Origin of the sequence: Nonlabens agnitus (assembly GCF_002994045.1) — a bacterium.
GTDB lineage: Bacteria > Bacteroidota > Bacteroidia > Flavobacteriales > Flavobacteriaceae > Nonlabens > Nonlabens agnitus.
This window is the reverse complement of record NZ_MQUC01000003.1, coordinates 2038995-2056549: the sequence shown is the minus strand read 5'-3', so window position 1 is coordinate 2056549 and position 17555 is coordinate 2038995. Positions and strand designations below refer to the sequence as shown.

The 17555-nt window shown below is 41.3% G+C and carries 12 protein-coding genes and 2 tRNA genes; 3 read left to right on the top strand and 11 right to left on the bottom strand.

Going from position 1 to position 17555, the window contains the following annotated elements:
- Positions 1-135 precede the first annotated feature (135 nt).
- Positions 136-1443, top strand: a complete 1308-nt coding sequence (locus BST86_RS09495) for a hydroxymethylglutaryl-CoA reductase, degradative (protein WP_105983045.1) — start codon at positions 136-138, stop codon at positions 1441-1443.
- Entirely contained in the window at positions 1443-2387 is a 945-nt protein-coding gene (locus BST86_RS09490; protein ID WP_105983044.1) for a GYDIA family GHMP kinase, read from the top strand. The genes BST86_RS09495 and BST86_RS09490 overlap by 1 nt, the downstream gene beginning before the upstream one ends.
- A 73-nt stretch (positions 2388-2460) precedes the next feature.
- Here BST86_RS09490 and BST86_RS09485 read toward each other — a convergent pair whose 3' ends face one another.
- The 11 genes from BST86_RS09485 to gldJ form a co-directional block, all read right to left on the bottom strand.
- On the bottom strand, positions 2461-4578 hold the full coding sequence (locus tag BST86_RS09485) for a SurA N-terminal domain-containing protein (protein WP_105983043.1): 2118 nt from the start codon (positions 4576-4578) through the stop codon (positions 2461-2463).
- A gap of 208 nt (positions 4579-4786) precedes the next feature.
- Entirely contained in the window at positions 4787-6061 is a 1275-nt protein-coding gene (locus BST86_RS09480) for a hemolysin family protein (protein ID WP_105983042.1), read from the bottom strand.
- The gene (locus BST86_RS09475; RefSeq protein WP_055410989.1) at positions 6061-6255 is read right to left on the bottom strand and encodes a hypothetical protein; all 195 of its coding nucleotides are present in this window, start codon (positions 6253-6255) and stop codon (positions 6061-6063) included. The genes BST86_RS09480 and BST86_RS09475 overlap by 1 nt, the downstream gene beginning before the upstream one ends.
- A complete protein-coding gene (gene lptC / locus BST86_RS09470) occupies positions 6248-6820 on the bottom strand; it encodes an LPS export ABC transporter periplasmic protein LptC (protein WP_055410988.1) in 573 nt (190 codons plus the stop codon). The genes BST86_RS09475 and lptC overlap by 8 nt, the downstream gene beginning before the upstream one ends.
- Positions 6821-8179, bottom strand: coding sequence for a hypothetical protein (locus tag BST86_RS09465; RefSeq protein ID WP_105983041.1), 1359 nt, complete (start codon positions 8177-8179; stop codon positions 6821-6823).
- A gap of 36 nt (positions 8180-8215) precedes the next feature.
- Positions 8216-9466, bottom strand: coding sequence for a BamG family beta-barrel-assembly machinery protein (locus tag BST86_RS09460; RefSeq protein ID WP_242446504.1), 1251 nt, complete (start codon positions 9464-9466; stop codon positions 8216-8218).
- Positions 9463-10182, bottom strand: coding sequence for a type III pantothenate kinase (locus tag BST86_RS09455; RefSeq protein WP_105983040.1), 720 nt, complete (start codon positions 10180-10182; stop codon positions 9463-9465). The genes BST86_RS09460 and BST86_RS09455 overlap by 4 nt, the downstream gene beginning before the upstream one ends.
- A gap of 13 nt (positions 10183-10195) precedes the next feature.
- Positions 10196-10270: transfer RNA gene (locus tag BST86_RS09450), tRNA-Val, on the bottom strand.
- Between the two features lie 58 nt (positions 10271-10328).
- Positions 10329-10401 (bottom strand) — tRNA-Phe (locus BST86_RS09445).
- A gap of 89 nt (positions 10402-10490) precedes the next feature.
- On the bottom strand, positions 10491-11744 hold the full coding sequence (locus BST86_RS09440; protein ID WP_105983039.1) for a UDP-N-acetylmuramoyl-tripeptide--D-alanyl-D-alanine ligase: 1254 nt from the start codon (positions 11742-11744) through the stop codon (positions 10491-10493).
- Between the two features lie 92 nt (positions 11745-11836).
- Positions 11837-13516, bottom strand: a complete 1680-nt coding sequence (gene gldJ / locus BST86_RS09435; protein ID WP_105983038.1) for a gliding motility lipoprotein GldJ — start codon at positions 13514-13516, stop codon at positions 11837-11839.
- Between the two features lie 192 nt (positions 13517-13708).
- Between gldJ and porU the strand changes: the two genes are divergently transcribed.
- Positions 13709-17539 carry a type IX secretion system sortase PorU gene (gene porU / locus BST86_RS09430; RefSeq protein ID WP_242446559.1) on the top strand — a complete coding sequence of 1277 codons (3831 nt, stop codon included), beginning with the start codon at positions 13709-13711 and terminating at the stop codon, positions 17537-17539.
- The last annotated feature ends 16 nt before the right edge of the window (positions 17540-17555 follow it).

The following is a 17555-nucleotide window of genomic DNA, read 5'->3' as shown; positions in this document are numbered from 1 at the left end:
TGTTCGTAAAGTAGAAATCCTCTACAAGGCCTTCAATTTTAGTAAAAATTTCCCAATTAATGAGGGTTTTTGAGCGATTATACACTGGACGGCTTTCTACTGCGCATCGTATATTTACATATTTAAACGCCATTTATGAACCAACCCATTCAAGGTTTTTCCAAACTCTCCAAATCTGATAAAGTAGACTGGTTGATTTCCAACCATCTTGGCAACGATGCCACTGCGCGAGAAACAATTTTACAATACTGGAACACCCATGAGAAGTTGCAGGAACTGCACGACGGTTTTAGCGAGAATACGATTACCAATTACTATTTGCCCATGGGTCTGGCGCCTAATTTTTTGATCAACGGCCAGCTCACGACCATCCCTATGGTCATTGAAGAAAGTAGTGTTGTAGCTGCAGCAAGTAAAGCGGCCAAATTCTGGTTGGATCGCGGTGGCTTTAAAACGACCATCAAGGGCACGACAAAATCTGGGCAAGTGCATATCAAATATGATGGATTGCGCAGTGAGATGGAAGCATTTTACGCTTTCGCGAAAGCGGACTTACTACAATCTGTAGAGCACATCAATGCCAGCATGAAATCTCGAGGTGGTGGCCTGCTAGAACTGCAACTGGTTGATAAAACCGAAGCCTTGAGAGGTTACTACCAACTACATGCGACCTTTGACACACGCGACGCCATGGGCGCCAATTTTATCAATACCGTGCTGGAACAACTCGCGACCACCTTCAAACAAAAAGCTGCCGATTTTCAAGGCTTTTCCATCGCACCACCAGAAGTGATCATGTCCATCTTAAGTAACTACGTCCCAGAATGTGTGGTGCATGTTGAGGTTTCTTGTGAGGTGGATGAAATTGGTACTATTAATAGCGTCACTGGTGACCAGTTTGCACGCAAATTTGTGGAAGCGGTCGAGATTGCTACCGTAGAACCCTACCGTGCGGTCACTCACAATAAAGGAATCATGAACGGGATTGATGCCGTGGTTCTTGCTACTGGTAATGATTTCAGAGCTGTGGAAGCTGGCGTTCATGCCTATGCTACTCGTAGTGGTCAATATCGCAGTCTTACCGCAGCTCGAGTAGAAGATGGTAGATTCACCTTTGAAGCAGGTTTCCCGCTGGCCTTGGGAACTGTTGGTGGTTTAACTTCTTTACATCCATTAGCAAAGTTGTCACTGCAGATTATGGGGCAACCTGATGCGCAAGAATTGATGTCCATCACGGCAGTATGTGGTCTTGCACAAAACTTTGCCGCTTTGCACTCCTTGGTAACGACTGGTATCCAGTCAGGTCATATGAAAATGCACTTAACGAATATGCTGGAGCAAATAGGTGCAACAGATGCAGAGAAAAAAATGTTGAGAAAGGAGTTTGCAGACAAGACGCCTAGCTTTTCTGCATTGAAGGAATCTCTACAAAAGTTGCGATAATGAATCCCGAAGCCTCTTTGTTTTCTGTCAAGAAAGCATCTTTTTCTGCTCATGGTAAGTTTTTGCTTACTGGAGAATATGCCGTTCTGGACAATGTGGATGCACTAGCCATACCTCTAAAGTTGGATCAACGATTGGAGATTCATCCACGAACAGACGAGCTTATTACATGGACCAGCTACAATGCAGATGGTTCAATATGGTTTGAAGATAGTTTCCTGATAAGTCAGCTGACTGATGTAAGATTCAAAGGTGAAAAGGAAGTCACCAAAAAACTGGTACAAATATTACGAACTGCTTTAAAACTTATAGAGGCTACCAATTTTGATCAAGGATTTGACGCATTGACTCGATTGGATTTTGATTACCAGTCTGGAATGGGAACAAGCTCCACATTAATTTCTATGGTCGCGCAATGGTTGGGTTGTGATGCGTATGCCTTGCAGTTTGAATGTTTTGGTGGTAGCGGCTATGATATTGCATGTGCCCAAGCAGATTCTCCAGTAGTGTATAATTATAATGATGGACAGCCACAAGAAGTTCCCATTAGCTATAAGCCATCATTCAAGGATCAATTATATTTTATCTATCTCAATCAAAAGCAAAACAGCCGCGATTCTATCGCCAGCTTTGATCCACAACATCTCACTGATGAGAACCGAGAACGGTTGAATGAAATGCCCAAAAAGTTTTTAGAAACTGAAGACGATCTAGAGGCCTTTCAAGAGGTAATTGGGAAACACGAACAAATCATTGGTGAACTGATAGGAGTAGAGCCAGTAAAACTACGGTTGTTTCCAGACTATAAAGGAGCCATCAAATCCCTAGGCGGTTGGGGCGGCGATTTTGTTCTAGTCACTGGAGATGAAGAAGCTATGAAATATTTTCAGGAAAAGGGATATCAAAAGATGTATCGCTGGAAAGAAGTGGTATTGGATTCTTAAAAATCGATCTGGTTTAAATTAAAAAAGCCTTTACGGGAATCGTAAAGGCTTTTTTATGGAACTGAGTTTTCTATTAATAGAAGACTGCTCTTTTGTCCTCAATATCTGTGGCTTTTTTCAAAGCCTCTACTAATGCAGAAGTGGATTGATTAGCCGTACGCTGTGCTACTGTTCTAGCATCACTGGTATAGTTGTCAAGATCTGGAGCGTTGTCAATGCCAGTAAGTTTGATGATAAAAACACCTTTCTCACCTGCAATAGGTCCAGAAGTTTGACCTTCTTTAAGTCCAAAAGCAGTTCCTACTACTTTAGGCTCCTGACCTACACCTGCAAGAACTGGTGACTTGCGATTCACTGCATTTGCAGTACTAACTTGTTGCTTCTGGTTGGTAGCGATGGTGTTAAGATCGGTAGACTTGATTTTAGCCATGATCATCTCCGCTTTTTTCTTGTTTCTCAAAATAGGAGTTACCGTTGGACTAGCTTCTTCTACACTCATAAGACCTTCTTCACCTATGCGAGTCAATCGTGCTACTACATAACCTCTAGGAGTTTCAAAACGCTCTACATCGCCCACTTCACGCTCATTGTTAAATGACCATTTCACGATGTCACGGTTACGGCCTAAAGCAGGAAGACTCTCGTCAAGCGACTTTAAGTTTCTAACAGGCGTAGCGGTCACTTCATATTCCTTAGCAAGCTCCTCAAAATTTCCTTTCTCTGCTGCTTGTTGGAATTTTTGGGTTTTAGTGTATAAGGATTTGCTGGTTGCTTTTGATGCGTTTACTTTTTTAGCAACGGTAGCAAGTTTGATAGCTTCTCCAGCGCCAGCGGTCTCATCAATTCTGATGATATGGTATCCAAAAGAACTTTCTGCAACACCAACTGTACCTTCATTATTGTCGTATAAGAATTTTGTGTAACCTGGAGCGAATTGCGCTGCATTACCAGAGTAAACCACCCAACCTAAGTCTTGCGCTAAGATTTGCGGCTCGTTTTCTTGATAGTACTCATATTTCTCGTCGTAGTTGTCTTTGCTTTGACCTATGGTCGCAAGAATGCTGTCTGCCATTTTCTTTGCCGCAGCCTTGTCACGAGTTACGTCAGATCCAGCTCTGGAAGCTCCAGCAAAAGGAACTAGGATATGTCTGTTCTTAATGCTGTCGTTGATGGTTTTTCTGTCTTCAACTTTAGAGATTTTAGCATACTCACCATCGTTAAACGGGCCGTAGATTTCGCCTACACTCACGTTGTTAAGTTCACGTTGCGCTGGTGTCAAGCTAGAAACCATGGTGTATCTGTTAGAGTAAGGCAAATCAGAATTAGCGTTGATGAAAAGCTCCACATTTTTAGTGTCTCTCAATCCTGCAACGGTTTCTGTTTTTTTAGTTTGCTCATTGTACTGGTTTTCTTTACCGTTGATCAAAGCATTCAATTCTTTATTGATTGCAGCAATATCCTCGGTAGAGGCTTTGTCTTCAAAAAGTACATATTCAATATCACGTTGGGCATCTGCTTGAAACTGCTTCTCGTGCTTCTTGATGTAATCTTTAATGTCTGATTTCGTTATCTCTACGGCAGAATCTGAAATAGTAGAATAAGGTATGTTGACATATTGAAAGTCACGCTTATCGTTTTCCAGTCTGTAGGCAAACTCACCATCAGTTCTTGTACCTATTACACCACTTTTAAGTAATGTAAACAACTTTTGCTGGCGCACTTGATTCTCTGCACTGGCAAGATCCTGTGCCCATCCTCCTGGGTTTTGCGTTGCGGCTTGATTCACATATTGTGCAAATAAAGCGTCAGAGAACTGTCCGTTTTCATCTTGAAATTGCGGGAATCTAGCATAGGCTGCCTTCATGTAGTTGGAAACCTCTTCATCAGTGACCTGGATACCGGCATCCTCGACTTGCTGCTTCAAGACAGCATCGCGTACCTGCTGGTCCCACACACCATTAACAGCTTGGATGGTGGACATCCCAGAACGTTGGTTCATGGTAGCTTCTACCTGTCTGGTAAATTGTTGACGATCCAGCTCTGTATCGCCTACATAACCTATGACGTTTTGATCCTCACTTGTAAAACTTCCCTGACGTATCAAATCACCTATGATAAAGGCAAAAAGCGCTAGTGCAATAATGATGATCAGGATCAATCCTTGAGACCTGATTTTACCTAAAATGGCCATGCTCTGTATTTTAAATTTAAACGGTGGCGAAAATAACGTTTTCCACCCAATTATGGAAGCCGTAACTTCTTTAAAAGTCCTGTTTTAAAAGGATCGCTAATTACTTGTTATTGTGGTAGGTGTGAAGGGTACGCTTTCGCGAAAGCGAACTCATTTTAAACTCTAAGACAATTCTAAAAATGTGGAACTAAAAAATAGCTCTTGCGATCTACTCTTCTGGGATAATGTTGAGTTCTACCAGGTCGATTTTGTTGTTGGACTTCTCTAGAATTTTGAAGGAATATTGATCGACGATGACCTCTTCTAATTCGGCTGGGATATTTTCGGTTTCATGGACGATGAGGCCGCCTATGGTCTCGTATTGCTCGCTTTCTGGTAGGTCCAGTTTGAAGCGTTCGTTCACATAGTCCACCTCAAGTCTGGCGCTCAATTTGAAGCAGGTATCGCTCAACTGGCTCTCGATAAGCTGGTCAGAATCGTGCTCGTCTTCAATCTCTCCAAAGAGTTCTTCTACAATATCCTCAACCGTGATGAGTCCTGAAGTACCGCCATATTCATCCAGAACGATAGCAATACTTTTATGGCGTTTGATCAAGAGGTTCAAGACGTCCTTGACCAGCATGGTTTCTGGTACATTGATCACGTCGCGACGCACATCTATGATGGATGCTGGCGATTTGAAAAGGTCAAAACTGTGCACATAACCGCTTATGTCGTCGATGGTGTCGACATGCGTTAATATCTTGCTCAGGCCAGTGGAGACAAACTTTTTGCTCAGTTCTTTAATGTCTGATGTTTCTTGAACCGAAATCATCTCAGTGCGTGGAACCATGACCTCGCGGGCCTTAAGACCACCGAAGTCTAGTGCGTTCTGGAAAATTTGAATCTCTGTGTCTACATCTTCTTGTTCTTGGGCACTTTCCATCTGTTCTGTGATGTAGTTCCCTAACTCTAGTTTGGAAAAAGAGAGTTGGACCTCATCGCCTTTGGACTTGAAAAAGGTTTTCAGCACAAAGTCTGATAACTGGATGCAGAACCAGGAAACTCCCCAAAAAAGTAGGTAAAAAAGGTAGGCTGGAATCGCAAAGAATTTAAGCAATTCGTTGGCATAGATTTGAAAGAACACCTTAGGTAAAAACTCTGCCGTCAATAGAATCACCAAGGTGGAAATCACTGTTTGAATCAACAGTAACTGGAATGCATTGTTTACCAGTGCCGGATACCAATTTGAAAGCTGTACCGTCAATAAATCACCCATGGCAAAACCATAAATAACCAACGCCACGCTGTTACCTATAAGCATCGTGATGATAAACTTAGAAGGTTGAACGGTCAAATTGCGCAGTACACGGCCTATAAAATCCTGCTGTCGCTTTTCAAGTTCAATGTGGATCTTATTGGAAGAAACATAAGCGATCTCCATTCCAGAAAAGAACGCGCTCAAAATGAGCATGCTTATGATGAGAAGTATCTGTTCGAGCATTATTGTTTGTTGCGATCTTCAAATCTACGACGAAAACGTCGTTTGAAGAAAAACATAAACACGGCTAGACCAGCCATTCCAAACATCAAGTAGGAACGTTGCGGTGTGTCTCCATATTCATAAATACCGGTCGCTATAAACAGCACGGCAAAGAATAAATAGGCGTACTCAAAATATTTGAAGAATTTACTCATTGATAGGTTTTACGTAGTATTGGTCTCTGGCATTACGCACGAGTGCCTGAGTCAGTTTCTCGTTGGAATCGATAATATCTCCAGAAGTTTTGCTACTATTTTTTAAATCTGTATTGAAGGGCTCATTGGTAAAAATCCATTTGGACTTTTGATCCCAATACAGCTGGTCTCCATAAAAAGTATTCCCATCAGATGTGACAATGGTCACATTACCTATAAGATCCACAAGGTCGGTATCGTTATAGATCACCCCATAGTCTGAGGTAATGGTCGTTTTTTCAGCTGGTGATTTTTTAGTGTCGTAGACTTCAACTTGAAGACCTTCTGGAAACTCCGTATAAGGAAACTCATCATTAGAATAATCCAACATGAGTTTGCCGGACAATGTGATTTTAAGCATGCCGCTATCGGTATGTTTAAGTAATAGATTTTCTACCTCGTTAGTGGGCTCGTTAGAGACCGTATTCATTTTGGCAATTTCTTCCAGGTTATCTGTACATGCTAAAAAACAGATCACGGCAAGTGCCGTGATCGTGAATTTTAATATGTTGTTGAATGCTGTCACCTATGGTACTCTTACTGATTCTCCTATCCAACAACTGAAAGATATGGTGGATCCAGATTTATACTCTTTACTCATGAATATTTCTTGGCTTTGTGGAGCACTACCATTGTAACTTGCTGCAGCTTGCAACGCGTTACTCTTTATGGAAGGATCTACCGCTGCAGCTTTGTTTGCATATCTAGCAGCTACCCAGTAAACTGCTCTTTTTTCAAATGGAGTAGTTCCACAACTGTTGGCACTATTAGCAATCATACTCGCAATTTGCAGGTATGGTGCGCCAAAGGATGGCTTTGCATTATTTGCTGCAATAAACTCTCTTTTCGCACTGCTGTACTGTCCTTGATTTTTGTAGGCAATACCTTTCTTGTAATAAATTTTAGACTCAAGGTCCTTGCTTACACCTAAAGATATAGCCTGATCCCAATATTTAAATTTTTCTGATTGTGTACTCGCAATGTTACCTAGACCATAAGCTGTTTTTGCACTAGGATTGATCTCGTGCAACGCTTTTACAGATTCAACATATAATGGAGCATCAGTACATTCTTTTGCTTGAAGTCTTCTCAATACGTTAGATAACCATTTCTCATCGCTCTTTTTATTGTCAAATTCTGCTTCATATAATGGGATCAACTTATCACAATCTGCTAGAGAACCTAGAGTAGCATTTACACTACCCATAACGATACCATAGTTTTTGATGTTTGTTTCTTGCGCCTCTTTGTCGCTCAACTCATCATCAGTCAACGTACCTGCAGCCTCTTTGTCTAGATAATTGTTAAGGATCATACCTCTTTCATCTTGAACATTCTCAATTTGTAGCGTCAATTCATCATAGATGTCAAAGAAACCTTGTAGATCAATTTTCTTGTCATTGTAACGGTTTTCAGCTAGTTTGAAGTAAGTAATCATCGCGTTAGGATCTGTGAATTCCTCTGGATTGTCTCTAAACTCTTCGTCAAGAATAGCATATACCTCATCTTGCGTACCGATGTTGTATTTATACATCGCACGAGCTTTTTCAACCATCTTTTTACTAACGTTGACCTTATCTGCAAATCGGTTAATTTGCCCGTCAAACATGGCAATAAGTCCAACTGCGTTTTCGTTCTCGTTTCCTATATTGTTTCTAAGTCTGTGCTCATAGATGCGCTCACCGTATTGATATATGGCGGCACTTGCATCTGGACAATTGGTTACTAGTGGTGCTAGTTGCTTGTATGCCTCGTCATAACTTCTGGCCTTTGCGTTTTCTGCAAATATTTGAAGCATTACCGTACAGTCGTCTGCTTCTTGCGCTTTCGCGAAAGCGAAACTGAAAACAGCTATAGCTACTAGTAAGATGCTTTTCTTTTTCATAGTAATGGTTTTATGGTAATTGTTGTTTTTTGGTTTCTAATTGTATCTTCTTTTCTGGAACCAGCGGTCGTTAAATGATAAACCGATGGATAAGCTAAAAAAGTCTTCTTTGATTAAACCTGCGTTTTGGGTGCCTCGCTGTCCATATTCAAACCCTATGTTTGCGTTTGAGAAAGCTCCTGCACGTCCTATAGGTAATCCTAATCCAAAAGATATGCCAAACTCATTGATCTCTTCATTGTTGATGATAAGACCGTTCTCTTCATAGCGCACGCCGGCTCTATAAACCACTCTATCCCAATAGCTTGAAATACTATTGTAGTTAGGGATATAATATCCGCCTACACGATAGGAGGAAGCATCTGTAAAGGAGCTGTTGTCCGGAGCAAACGATCTTGCAGCACTAGAACTTGAGCCACGCAAAGAATATTCTGCCGCAAGATTCCATTTGCGAGGCAGTCCATAACCAACACCTACAGTAACCTCGCTAGGTAATTGAAGTTCCTGTCGGGTCTCATCGCCAACTCTGGTTCTGTTAATGGACTCGTTTAGATCTGTGGTCAACACAAATGTGCTCAGTCTGCGCACATTTCTAGCAGTGATATCACTTTCTGGCTGGTACACGACGGATGCGTTGAAGCTGTGTCCGTCTGCTAGAATACTCTCGTAGTTCAGTGCTAAGTTGAAAGAGATACCGCTTAGATCGGTTTCGTTTTCTTCATTAGTTCCCAGCTCTACACCGCTCAAAGCAATGCTTGAAGAGTTTATTTCTTCCCCAAAGTTGTATCTAAATTCACCACCTATGCTCAGGCCTTTGAACAATTCATGGCCCAAAGAGAAATAGGCGCGGTTCAACGATCCCTCTCCAGTAAAATTGGTGTAAACACCGTCTTCGATCCCGCCAATTCTATATCCAACTGATTGGAAAGGGACTAATCCAAAACCAAAGGCCGTTTTAGAACTCACTGGTATACCTATGCTGATGTACTCGATAGAAGTGGCGTCGTATTGATCGTCGCCTTCATCTGCACGGGCAAAAGTTTCTGTGTGCTCCAGTCCTATGGCATAGGTAGTTAGTCTAAGCTTGCTATACGATGCCGGATTTTGAAGATTCATGTGAATACTGTCAGAATAGCTGCGTATGCCAGCCATGCTGCGATTCTCTATGGTGCCTCTAAATGTCTGCTGACCTAACCCAAAAAAGGAATAAGGTGAGGAAGTACGTGATTGCGCCCAGCTACCCGTTAGGGCCAGAAGGAAAATCACGGTTAAAATACTTCTTATCATGAATTGATTTTGTAAATGTTATGGATGCCATACAGCATCAAAAAAGGCGTGGCAAAGAAACGGTTTTTCATTTGCTTTACCAACAGATCTGCATCACCGCCGGTTATAATTACGTTAAGATCTGGATGCTGTTTTTTGTATTTTTTGACCATGCCCTTAATCTCAAAGGTGAGACCATTGACCACACCACTTTGAATGGATGTGCTGGTCGTGTTGCCTATTAACTGTTGATTAGGTTCTGGTTGTAGTAACGGTAAGTTTTTTGTGAAATTATGCAAGGATTCAAACCTTAGTCTCAATCCTGGTGATATCGCACCGCCATGATAGGTATTGGTATCATCAATAAAGTCATAAGTGACACAGGTGCCTGCATCAATGATGAGCGTGTTCTGGCCTTTGTTTTTTACTGCGCCAGCAACTAACGCCATGCGGTCATTCCCTAGGCTATCAGATTGATAGTTATTGGAAAAAGGTAGTTTGGAGTCTTTGGTTATATAAGTCACATTCAATAGACGCTCTAAACTATCCAAAAGTTTAATGTCTATTTTACCTACTTGACAAATACAGGCATCGGTAAGGTCTGGATAACTGGAACAAAAGGATTTGACATGGCTGATAAACTCCTCTTGTGACGTGCGAATTAGATCGTAAACCGAAACGTCATCAACTACTGCTAGTTTGATGGCCGTATTTCCTATGTCTACTGCCAGTATCATACAACTTGAATCGTGTGGAATACTGGATTCGAACCAGTGACCTCTACCCTGTCAAGGTAGCGCTCTAAACCAACTGAGCTAATCCCACTATTAAAAAGACCAATGTCTTTCAACAAAAAACCCAATCATCGCGATCGGGTTTACTGTGGTACCTCCAGGAATCGAACCAGGGACACATGGATTTTCAGTCCATTGCTCTACCAACTGAGCTAAGGTACCTTTTGCTTTTAAAGCGGTGGCAAATTTACATAAATTATGTTTTGACAAAAGGAAATAAGCGATTTTATTTCAGGTTTTTTCAAGTCGCTCTATATCAGGTCCAGAACACGTTCCAGTGCCATGCCACGCGATCCTTTGATTAAAATCACTTTGTTAGAAGAAGAATCCAGTGGAGTCCAGGACTTTGAAAATGTATTGAAGTTCTCATATTTCTCGTGGGATCCTGCTTGTGTCTTATAGAAATTCTCACCTATAAGGATGACTCTGTCTATTTTAAGTTCGTCAGCGAGGTCTGCGATATTTTGATGCTCATCACTAGCATATATACCCAACTCGAACATATCGCCCAGTATTGCTGTTTTATGTCCAGACTGTTGCGATAGGTTTTCTAGAGCAGCCCGCATGCTCGTTGGATTAGCATTGTATGCATCCTTAATGATCGTCAGACCATTCTTTCTGATTATTTGGGATCTGTTGTTTTCAGGAGTATAGAGGCTTAGGCCGGTAACGATTTTTTCTTTTGGTATATTCATTTCAAGACCTACGGCCGCGGCAAGTTCCATATTGCCCACGTTATAGATGCCGGTTAGATTGGTTTGAAATTCCAGCTCGTCCCACACAATACTAAGTGGCTGCGACGATTGAATTCTAAAGATAGGAGCGAGGCGCCTGTCGATATCAGCGCTTCTCTTGAGTTGCTCTGCATCTTGTTGTCTTACCATCACTTTTCCCTTGTTGCCAGCGATATAATCGTAAAGCTCGCTTTTACCTCTTTTAACTCCTTCGATGCCGCCAAACCCTTCTAAATGTGCTTTACCAAAGTTCGTTATCAATCCATAATCAGGTGCTGCAATCTCGCTCAAGGCCTTGATTTCTTTAAGATGGTTGGCACCCATCTCGACTACACCTATCTCAGTAGATTCATCAAATGACAACAGAGTCAAGGGAACTCCAATATGATTATTTAGGTTGCCTTTAGTTGCACTAACCTTATATTGTTGGGATAGAACGCTAACGATCAGTTCTTTAGTAGTCGTTTTACCATTACTTCCGGTTAAAGCCACGATGGGAGCTTTAAGTTGCTTGCGATGATAGTTGGCAAGCTCTTGTAGGGTCTTGAGTGCATTCTCTACGACCGTGACATTCTTATGGTCCGCATGGGATTTATCGGTGCAGATAATGTGATTTGCACCTTTTTCAATAGCGGTAGATACGTATCGATTTCCATCAAAATTATCACCAGACAGTGCGACGAACAGCTCACCTTTCTTAAGTGTTCTCGTATCTGTTGAAATACCTTCGCTTTCGCGAAAGCGATTATATAATTCTTCTATTATTTGCATAAAATAAAATTACAGAACTTGACACGAACTTTATCTAAATAATAAAGCCGAATTCCAACGGAATTCGGCTTTTAATTTATTCGTTTCAATTCTTAATTACGTGGGCTCTTTGATTTTTTTGATTTAGAACCTATACGTGACATCGCACAACGGAATCCAAGGTCATCCTTTGCCATGTCTTGTGGGTAGAATCTACGTGTTGCTGGATCCAACCAGTATTCACGATCTCTCCATGAACCACCCTTGATCACACGTACTTCATTATCAATAAGTGTGCTTCTAGTATTGGCCTGGTCGTATTCTCTAATGACGTTACCATCTGCATCCACACTTACACGGTGTTGCGGTGAGTCGTACATTCTTTGTTCTGGATCAAGTTCATCTGCCGTTCCAAAATATTTAGAAGACTGTGAGTCACCATCACGGAAGTTTCTGTTATCACTACGGTCAAAGTTGGTTCTCAAGTAAGTTTCCTCATCATCGACAGCAACTTGCTTGATCTCACCAGGAATGGTTCTAGCAATCAATTTACCATTACTCAAAGTGTCGTAGTCAATAGAGTCTGCAGATACTACTTCAACTTTACCATCAGGGCCTATACTATTTTTAGTATACACGTTACCACGGTAGTAGTTAAAGTCATTGAATTCATCATCAACGATAGGACGATAAACGTCTGCAACCCATTCAGACACGTTACCTGCCATGTCATAGACTCCAAAGTCATTAGGCTCGTAAGACTTGATAGGTGCTGTAATATCTGCACCATCATCGCTCCATCCTGCGATACCACCATAGTCACCATCACCTTGCTTAAAGTTAGCTAAATGGTCACCTCTTGTTTTACGGTCACCGCTACGCGTGTATTGACCGTTCCATGGATATTTCTTTCTACCACGGTAAGCATTGTATTCTCTAACGCTTCCCATGCCTAGAGCAGCATATTCCCATTCTGCCTCGGTTGGTAAACGGTACGCTCCTGGTAAAAGAATTCCATCTTCTCTTCTTACGTAAAGACCTGTAGTGTCTGTATCGCGGCGCTCGGCAAGTTTTCCTCTCGTTTTTTCAAGTTGTTCAGATCTTTTTCCACCACGAGTAATGCTGTCATTCCCACCATATACTAAGGTAGGAGCGTTAAGGTAGGTTTCAGTATTAAAAAGTTCTGTAGCTGTAGCTTTTCCTAATTGGTCTTTAGGAACATAGCCTTGATCTACTAATATTTTCTCGTTAACACGGTCTGTTCTCCAGTTACAGAATTCTACTGCTTGAATCCAAGACACACCTACTACAGGATAGTTGGCATAAGATGGAAAACGTAAATAGTTTTTGGTCATTTCCTCGTTGTACCCTAGACGATTTCTCCAAACTAAAGTATCTGGTACGGCGCCGTTATAGATGCCACGGTATTGCTCATCTTCTGGTGGGAAAACTCTTTTTACCCAATCCAGCATTTCAAGGTACATACCATTGGTTACCTCAGTCTCGTCTATATAAAAGGATTGCACGTGTTGCTGGTTAGGTGTATTGTTCCAGTCGTGCATAGGGTCATCTTTAACGCGACCCATGGTAAACGTACCACCTTCAACAAACACAAGTCCTGGAGCTGCGTCCTGGTCTTTGTACTTAGTCTTAAGTTCAAAACCGTTCTTGCCGGTAACATCCCAGCCAGTACCTCTTGATGTGTTAGTGTAATCGTTACCACCACCACAGCTCACCATAAGAATGGAGCACACTGCAATTGCGGAAAGATGAATTATAGAGTAATTTTTCATTTACAATTATGATTTGAAAATCGACACGCAATATAATAACTTCGCTCTTTAGATAGTAGGGTTTTGCGTTTATTAAAAAAGTTGCGCTGTTAAAAAATAAAAAACGTTCCACAAGCCTCTTTATTTTATTCCATTCCATTTTTTTTGAAATCGGCGGGATAATATCTCTACGAGCCTAACGTTTATTCCTTGATGAAGCACTTATCCATTCTCGTATTCCTTATTATTACTGCGATGGGCACTGCCCAGCAGCAAACGATCAATCTTGAATGGAATGGCAGCACCGCTTTACAAATAGGTGATCAAAGCATTGATTTGCCGTATTTTGAGAACGGATTTGTCTATGAATCTGAAAAGTTAAATTTTTCACTGCTTTTATCGACGAACGGTAAAATAGATCCATTATCGGCAGTTTTTTCCAATATTGACTCTCAACCTATCCCTAATTTTGAGCTGCTGGATCTCGATCGGTCTAAGATTCCTACCAGTGCAGAAATGATGTTGAATAATGCGCTTTCGCGAAAGCGTAATTACGTTCAAATTCAAATGAACCCTATATATAGATCAGGAAATACGTATCGCAGGATCAATTCTTTTACGGTGAGTTATACGACGGCACCACCGGAAGCGGTTGCCAAAAACAGCAGTTTTACCAACTCTGCTCTTGCTAGCGGTGACTGGTATAAATTCAAGGTGGAAAAAACAGGTGCGCATCGCATTACTCGCGGTTTTCTGGAAAACCTGGGAATGGATGTTTCTAGAATAGATCCCAGAAAACTTAAGATTTACGGACAAGGCGGTACGTCCATGCCACTTATCAATCAGGAGAATTTACATTATGATCCTGCTCAGGTTGCGATAACTGTTACCGGAGCAGAAGATGGAAGCTTTGATAATGGAGATGAGATTCTATTTTATGGTATTGCGACCGACACAGAATATGTGGCGGAGAATGACAGCTTCATCAACCCTTACACTGACGATTCTATCTATTACATCACTGCCAGTGGTGGTGATGGCAAACGTATTTTACCTCAAATCAATGCTGGTGGTACACCTGCAGTGACCTATGATTATTACCAATCAACCAAATTTCATGAGGTGGATGAACGCAATATAGGACTCATAGGACGCATATGGTATGGAGAACGATTTGCGATTGAACCAGAACAGACTTTTGAGTTTGAATTTGATAACCTTATTACTAGCCGTCCAGCGACAGTACGTATCGCTACTGCTGCTATTAGCGATGTAGTCACTAGAATGACTTACACGATTAATGGACAAGCGCTGGGTAATTCTACTTTTACTGGTTTGGCAAATGATAACAATTCGGTTGCTCGCAGGGCTTTGTTGGTCGATCCTAATGTGACACTTTCAAGTGGGAATGTGTCAGTGAATCTGACTTACGACAATGGTGGCATTCCTGCCTCCCAAGGCTATCTGGATTATATCAGGATTGATGCATTTGAGTCATTGACGGGAACTGGAGAGCAATTTAGCTTTACGGTGCCAGAAGCGGCAACTGCAAGCGGTTTAGGTAGATATCAGTTGAGCAATGCATCAGAGATAAGCGAAGTTTGGGAAGTAACCGATAGATTCAACATCACCAAGATTGAGAATACAGAAGGTTTAAGTGATTTCGCGTTTACCAGTTCATTAGGAACAGCAAGAAAATTTATAGCCGTAGACAGATCTGATCTTTATGCGCCAGTTTCACTAAGAGATTCAAGAGTGCCTAATCAAAACCTGAAAGGAACGATTTTTAATGATGCTTCTGGAAATTTTAGGGATATTGATTATTTAATCATCACACGACCATTCCTGCAAAGTCAGGCGCAACGACTGGCTAATTATCATATTAGAGAAAGCAATCTAAATGTAAAGGTGGTACTTCTAGATCAAATTTATAACGAGTTCTCTGAAGGCAAACAAGACATCAGCGCCATTAGGAATTTTGTTAAATACGTCTATGATAATGCATCAGATCCTTCCAGGAGAGTTCAATACTTGAACATGTTTGGTGATGCTAGTTATGATTATAAAGATCGCATTCCTGTAGAAGACAATATTGTTCCGTCTTTTCTTTCTGCAAATAGTACTTCCCTCACCAGTTCCTACGTAACTGATGATTTCTTCACCTATATGGATCCGCAGGAAGGTACGGTGGCGACCAATAATCTAATGGACCTTGCCGTAGGCCGTATGATTGTAAGTACGGTACAAGAAGCCAGAGAAATGGTAGATAAAATTGAAAGCTACACCTCAATTCCTGCATTTGACAGATGGCGTAATAATGTTACCTTAATAGGAGATGATGTAGATGAAGCTGGTGATGCCATCCTGCAAAAAAGTGTCAATCAGCTGGGTGATGATATTTTTAGTAATAGGCCTGATTATAACGTTCGTAAAATATTACTGGACAGCTATGAACAAATCAATACAGCTGGAGGTCCACGATATCCAGAGGCAGTGGACGATATCAAAAATGCCTTTGAACAAGGATCGCTAGTGATCAATTATTTTGGACATGGTAATGAAGATGGACTTGCCCAGGAGTTTGTAATTACTCAAACGTTGGCAGAGCAGCTTAGAAACCCTACCACTTTACCGTTATTCATAGCAGTAACTTGTGAGTTTACCAGATATGATAATCCGCAACGGGTAAGTGGTGGAGAACGCACCTATTTGAATCCTAATGGTGGTGCCATCGCTATTGTTGCCACGAATAGATTGATTTTTATATCTACTGGTGTGACTTTGAATGATACACTGGATGAATATCTTTTTGGGTTTGAGAATGTCGAGCCTATTTCTATGGCGGAAGCTTTGCGTCTTGCCAAAACAGATCCATCGTTAGCTAATAACGGGACCAGAAGAGTCGTGGCATTTATAGGCGATCCAGCATTAAAATTGGCTTTTCCTACTCCTAGAGTAGTTTTAACTCAAGTCAATGGGCAACCTGTTAGTACCAGTGAGCCTCTTAGAGCATTGGATCGTGTTAGCCTTTCTGGTGAGGTCAGAACAATTTCAGGTAACCTAATCAATGATTATAATGGTGAAGTAAGTATTACCGTTTTTGATAAAGAGATTGAGCGAACTACCTTAGGAAACGATGGCATTGTCATAGGTGGAACCCTAGAGCAAATTGATTTTAGGCAGCAAGGTGAAGTGCTCTTTAGAGGGCAAGCCACCGTAGAAAATGGTTTGTTTAGTGTGGATTTTGTGATGCCTCGCGATACACAGATTCCTTTAGGAAATGGACGAATTTCCTTTTACGCTAAACGAGCCAACCTACCTGAAGATCAAAATGGATTTTCTGAAGATGTTCGTATAGGTGGAATTAATGAAAATGCACCGCAGGATGATTTGGGTCCAGAAATAGAGTTATTCATGAACGACCGCAACTTCGTTTCGGGCGGTATTACAGATGAAAATCCTTTTATTTTAGCTTTTTTAAATGATGTAAGTGGCATCAATACGGCCAGCGGTATAGGACACGATATCATAGGGATCATAGACGGCGACGAGACAAATCCATTTGTACTCAATGATTATTATGAGGCAGATGTAGACGACTTTACATCTGGAAAGGTATATTTTCCATTGCGTGGTATCGCTCCAGGTTTACATACCTTGACGGTTAAAGCTTGGGATACCTATAATAATAGCTCCACCCAAGAAATTCAATTTGTTGTGGCCAGTGGTGATGGTATCGAGTTGACTCGAGTGCTCAATTACCCTAATCCATTCACGACTTACACTGAGTTCTGGTTCAACCATAATCGACCTTTTGAACCTTTAGAAGTTCAAGTGCAGGTGATGACGGTTACAGGAAAAATTGTTTGGACTCAAAATCAATCGGTAACCACATCTGGATTTACTTCCAGAGAAATTACTTGGGATGGCGTGGATGATTTTGGACAACGTTTAGGAAAAGGTGTTTACATTTATAAGATTACCGTAAAAAGCACGTTATCCAATGAGACTGCGAGTAAAATCGAGAAACTCGTCATTCTATAAAGTATCATTACCATAT

Excerpts from the sequence above, each read along its gene's own strand:
- BST86_RS09495 (WP_105983045.1), top strand. The coding sequence starts at position 136 with ATGAACCAACCCATTCAAGGTTTTTCCAAACTCTCCAAATCTGATAAA.
- BST86_RS09440 (WP_105983039.1), bottom strand. The coding sequence starts at position 11,744 with ATGCAAATAATAGAAGAATTATATAATCGCTTTCGCGAAAGCGAAGGT.
- BST86_RS09485 (WP_105983043.1), bottom strand. The coding sequence starts at position 4,578 with ATGGCCATTTTAGGTAAAATCAGGTCTCAAGGATTGATCCTGATCATC.
- BST86_RS09455 (WP_105983040.1), bottom strand. The coding sequence starts at position 10,182 with ATGATACTGGCAGTAGACATAGGAAATACGGCCATCAAACTAGCAGTA.
- porU (WP_242446559.1), top strand. The coding sequence starts at position 13,709 with ATGAAGCACTTATCCATTCTCGTATTCCTTATTATTACTGCGATGGGC.
- BST86_RS09465 (WP_105983041.1), bottom strand. The coding sequence starts at position 8,179 with ATGAAAAAGAAAAGCATCTTACTAGTAGCTATAGCTGTTTTCAGTTTC.
- BST86_RS09460 (WP_242446504.1), bottom strand. The coding sequence starts at position 9,466 with ATGATAAGAAGTATTTTAACCGTGATTTTCCTTCTGGCCCTAACGGGT.
- BST86_RS09480 (WP_105983042.1), bottom strand. The coding sequence starts at position 6,061 with ATGCTCGAACAGATACTTCTCATCATAAGCATGCTCATTTTGAGCGCG.
- BST86_RS09490 (WP_105983044.1), top strand. The coding sequence starts at position 1,443 with ATGAATCCCGAAGCCTCTTTGTTTTCTGTCAAGAAAGCATCTTTTTCT.
- BST86_RS09475 (WP_055410989.1), bottom strand. The coding sequence starts at position 6,255 with ATGAGTAAATTCTTCAAATATTTTGAGTACGCCTATTTATTCTTTGCC.
- gldJ (WP_105983038.1), bottom strand. The coding sequence starts at position 13,516 with ATGAAAAATTACTCTATAATTCATCTTTCCGCAATTGCAGTGTGCTCC.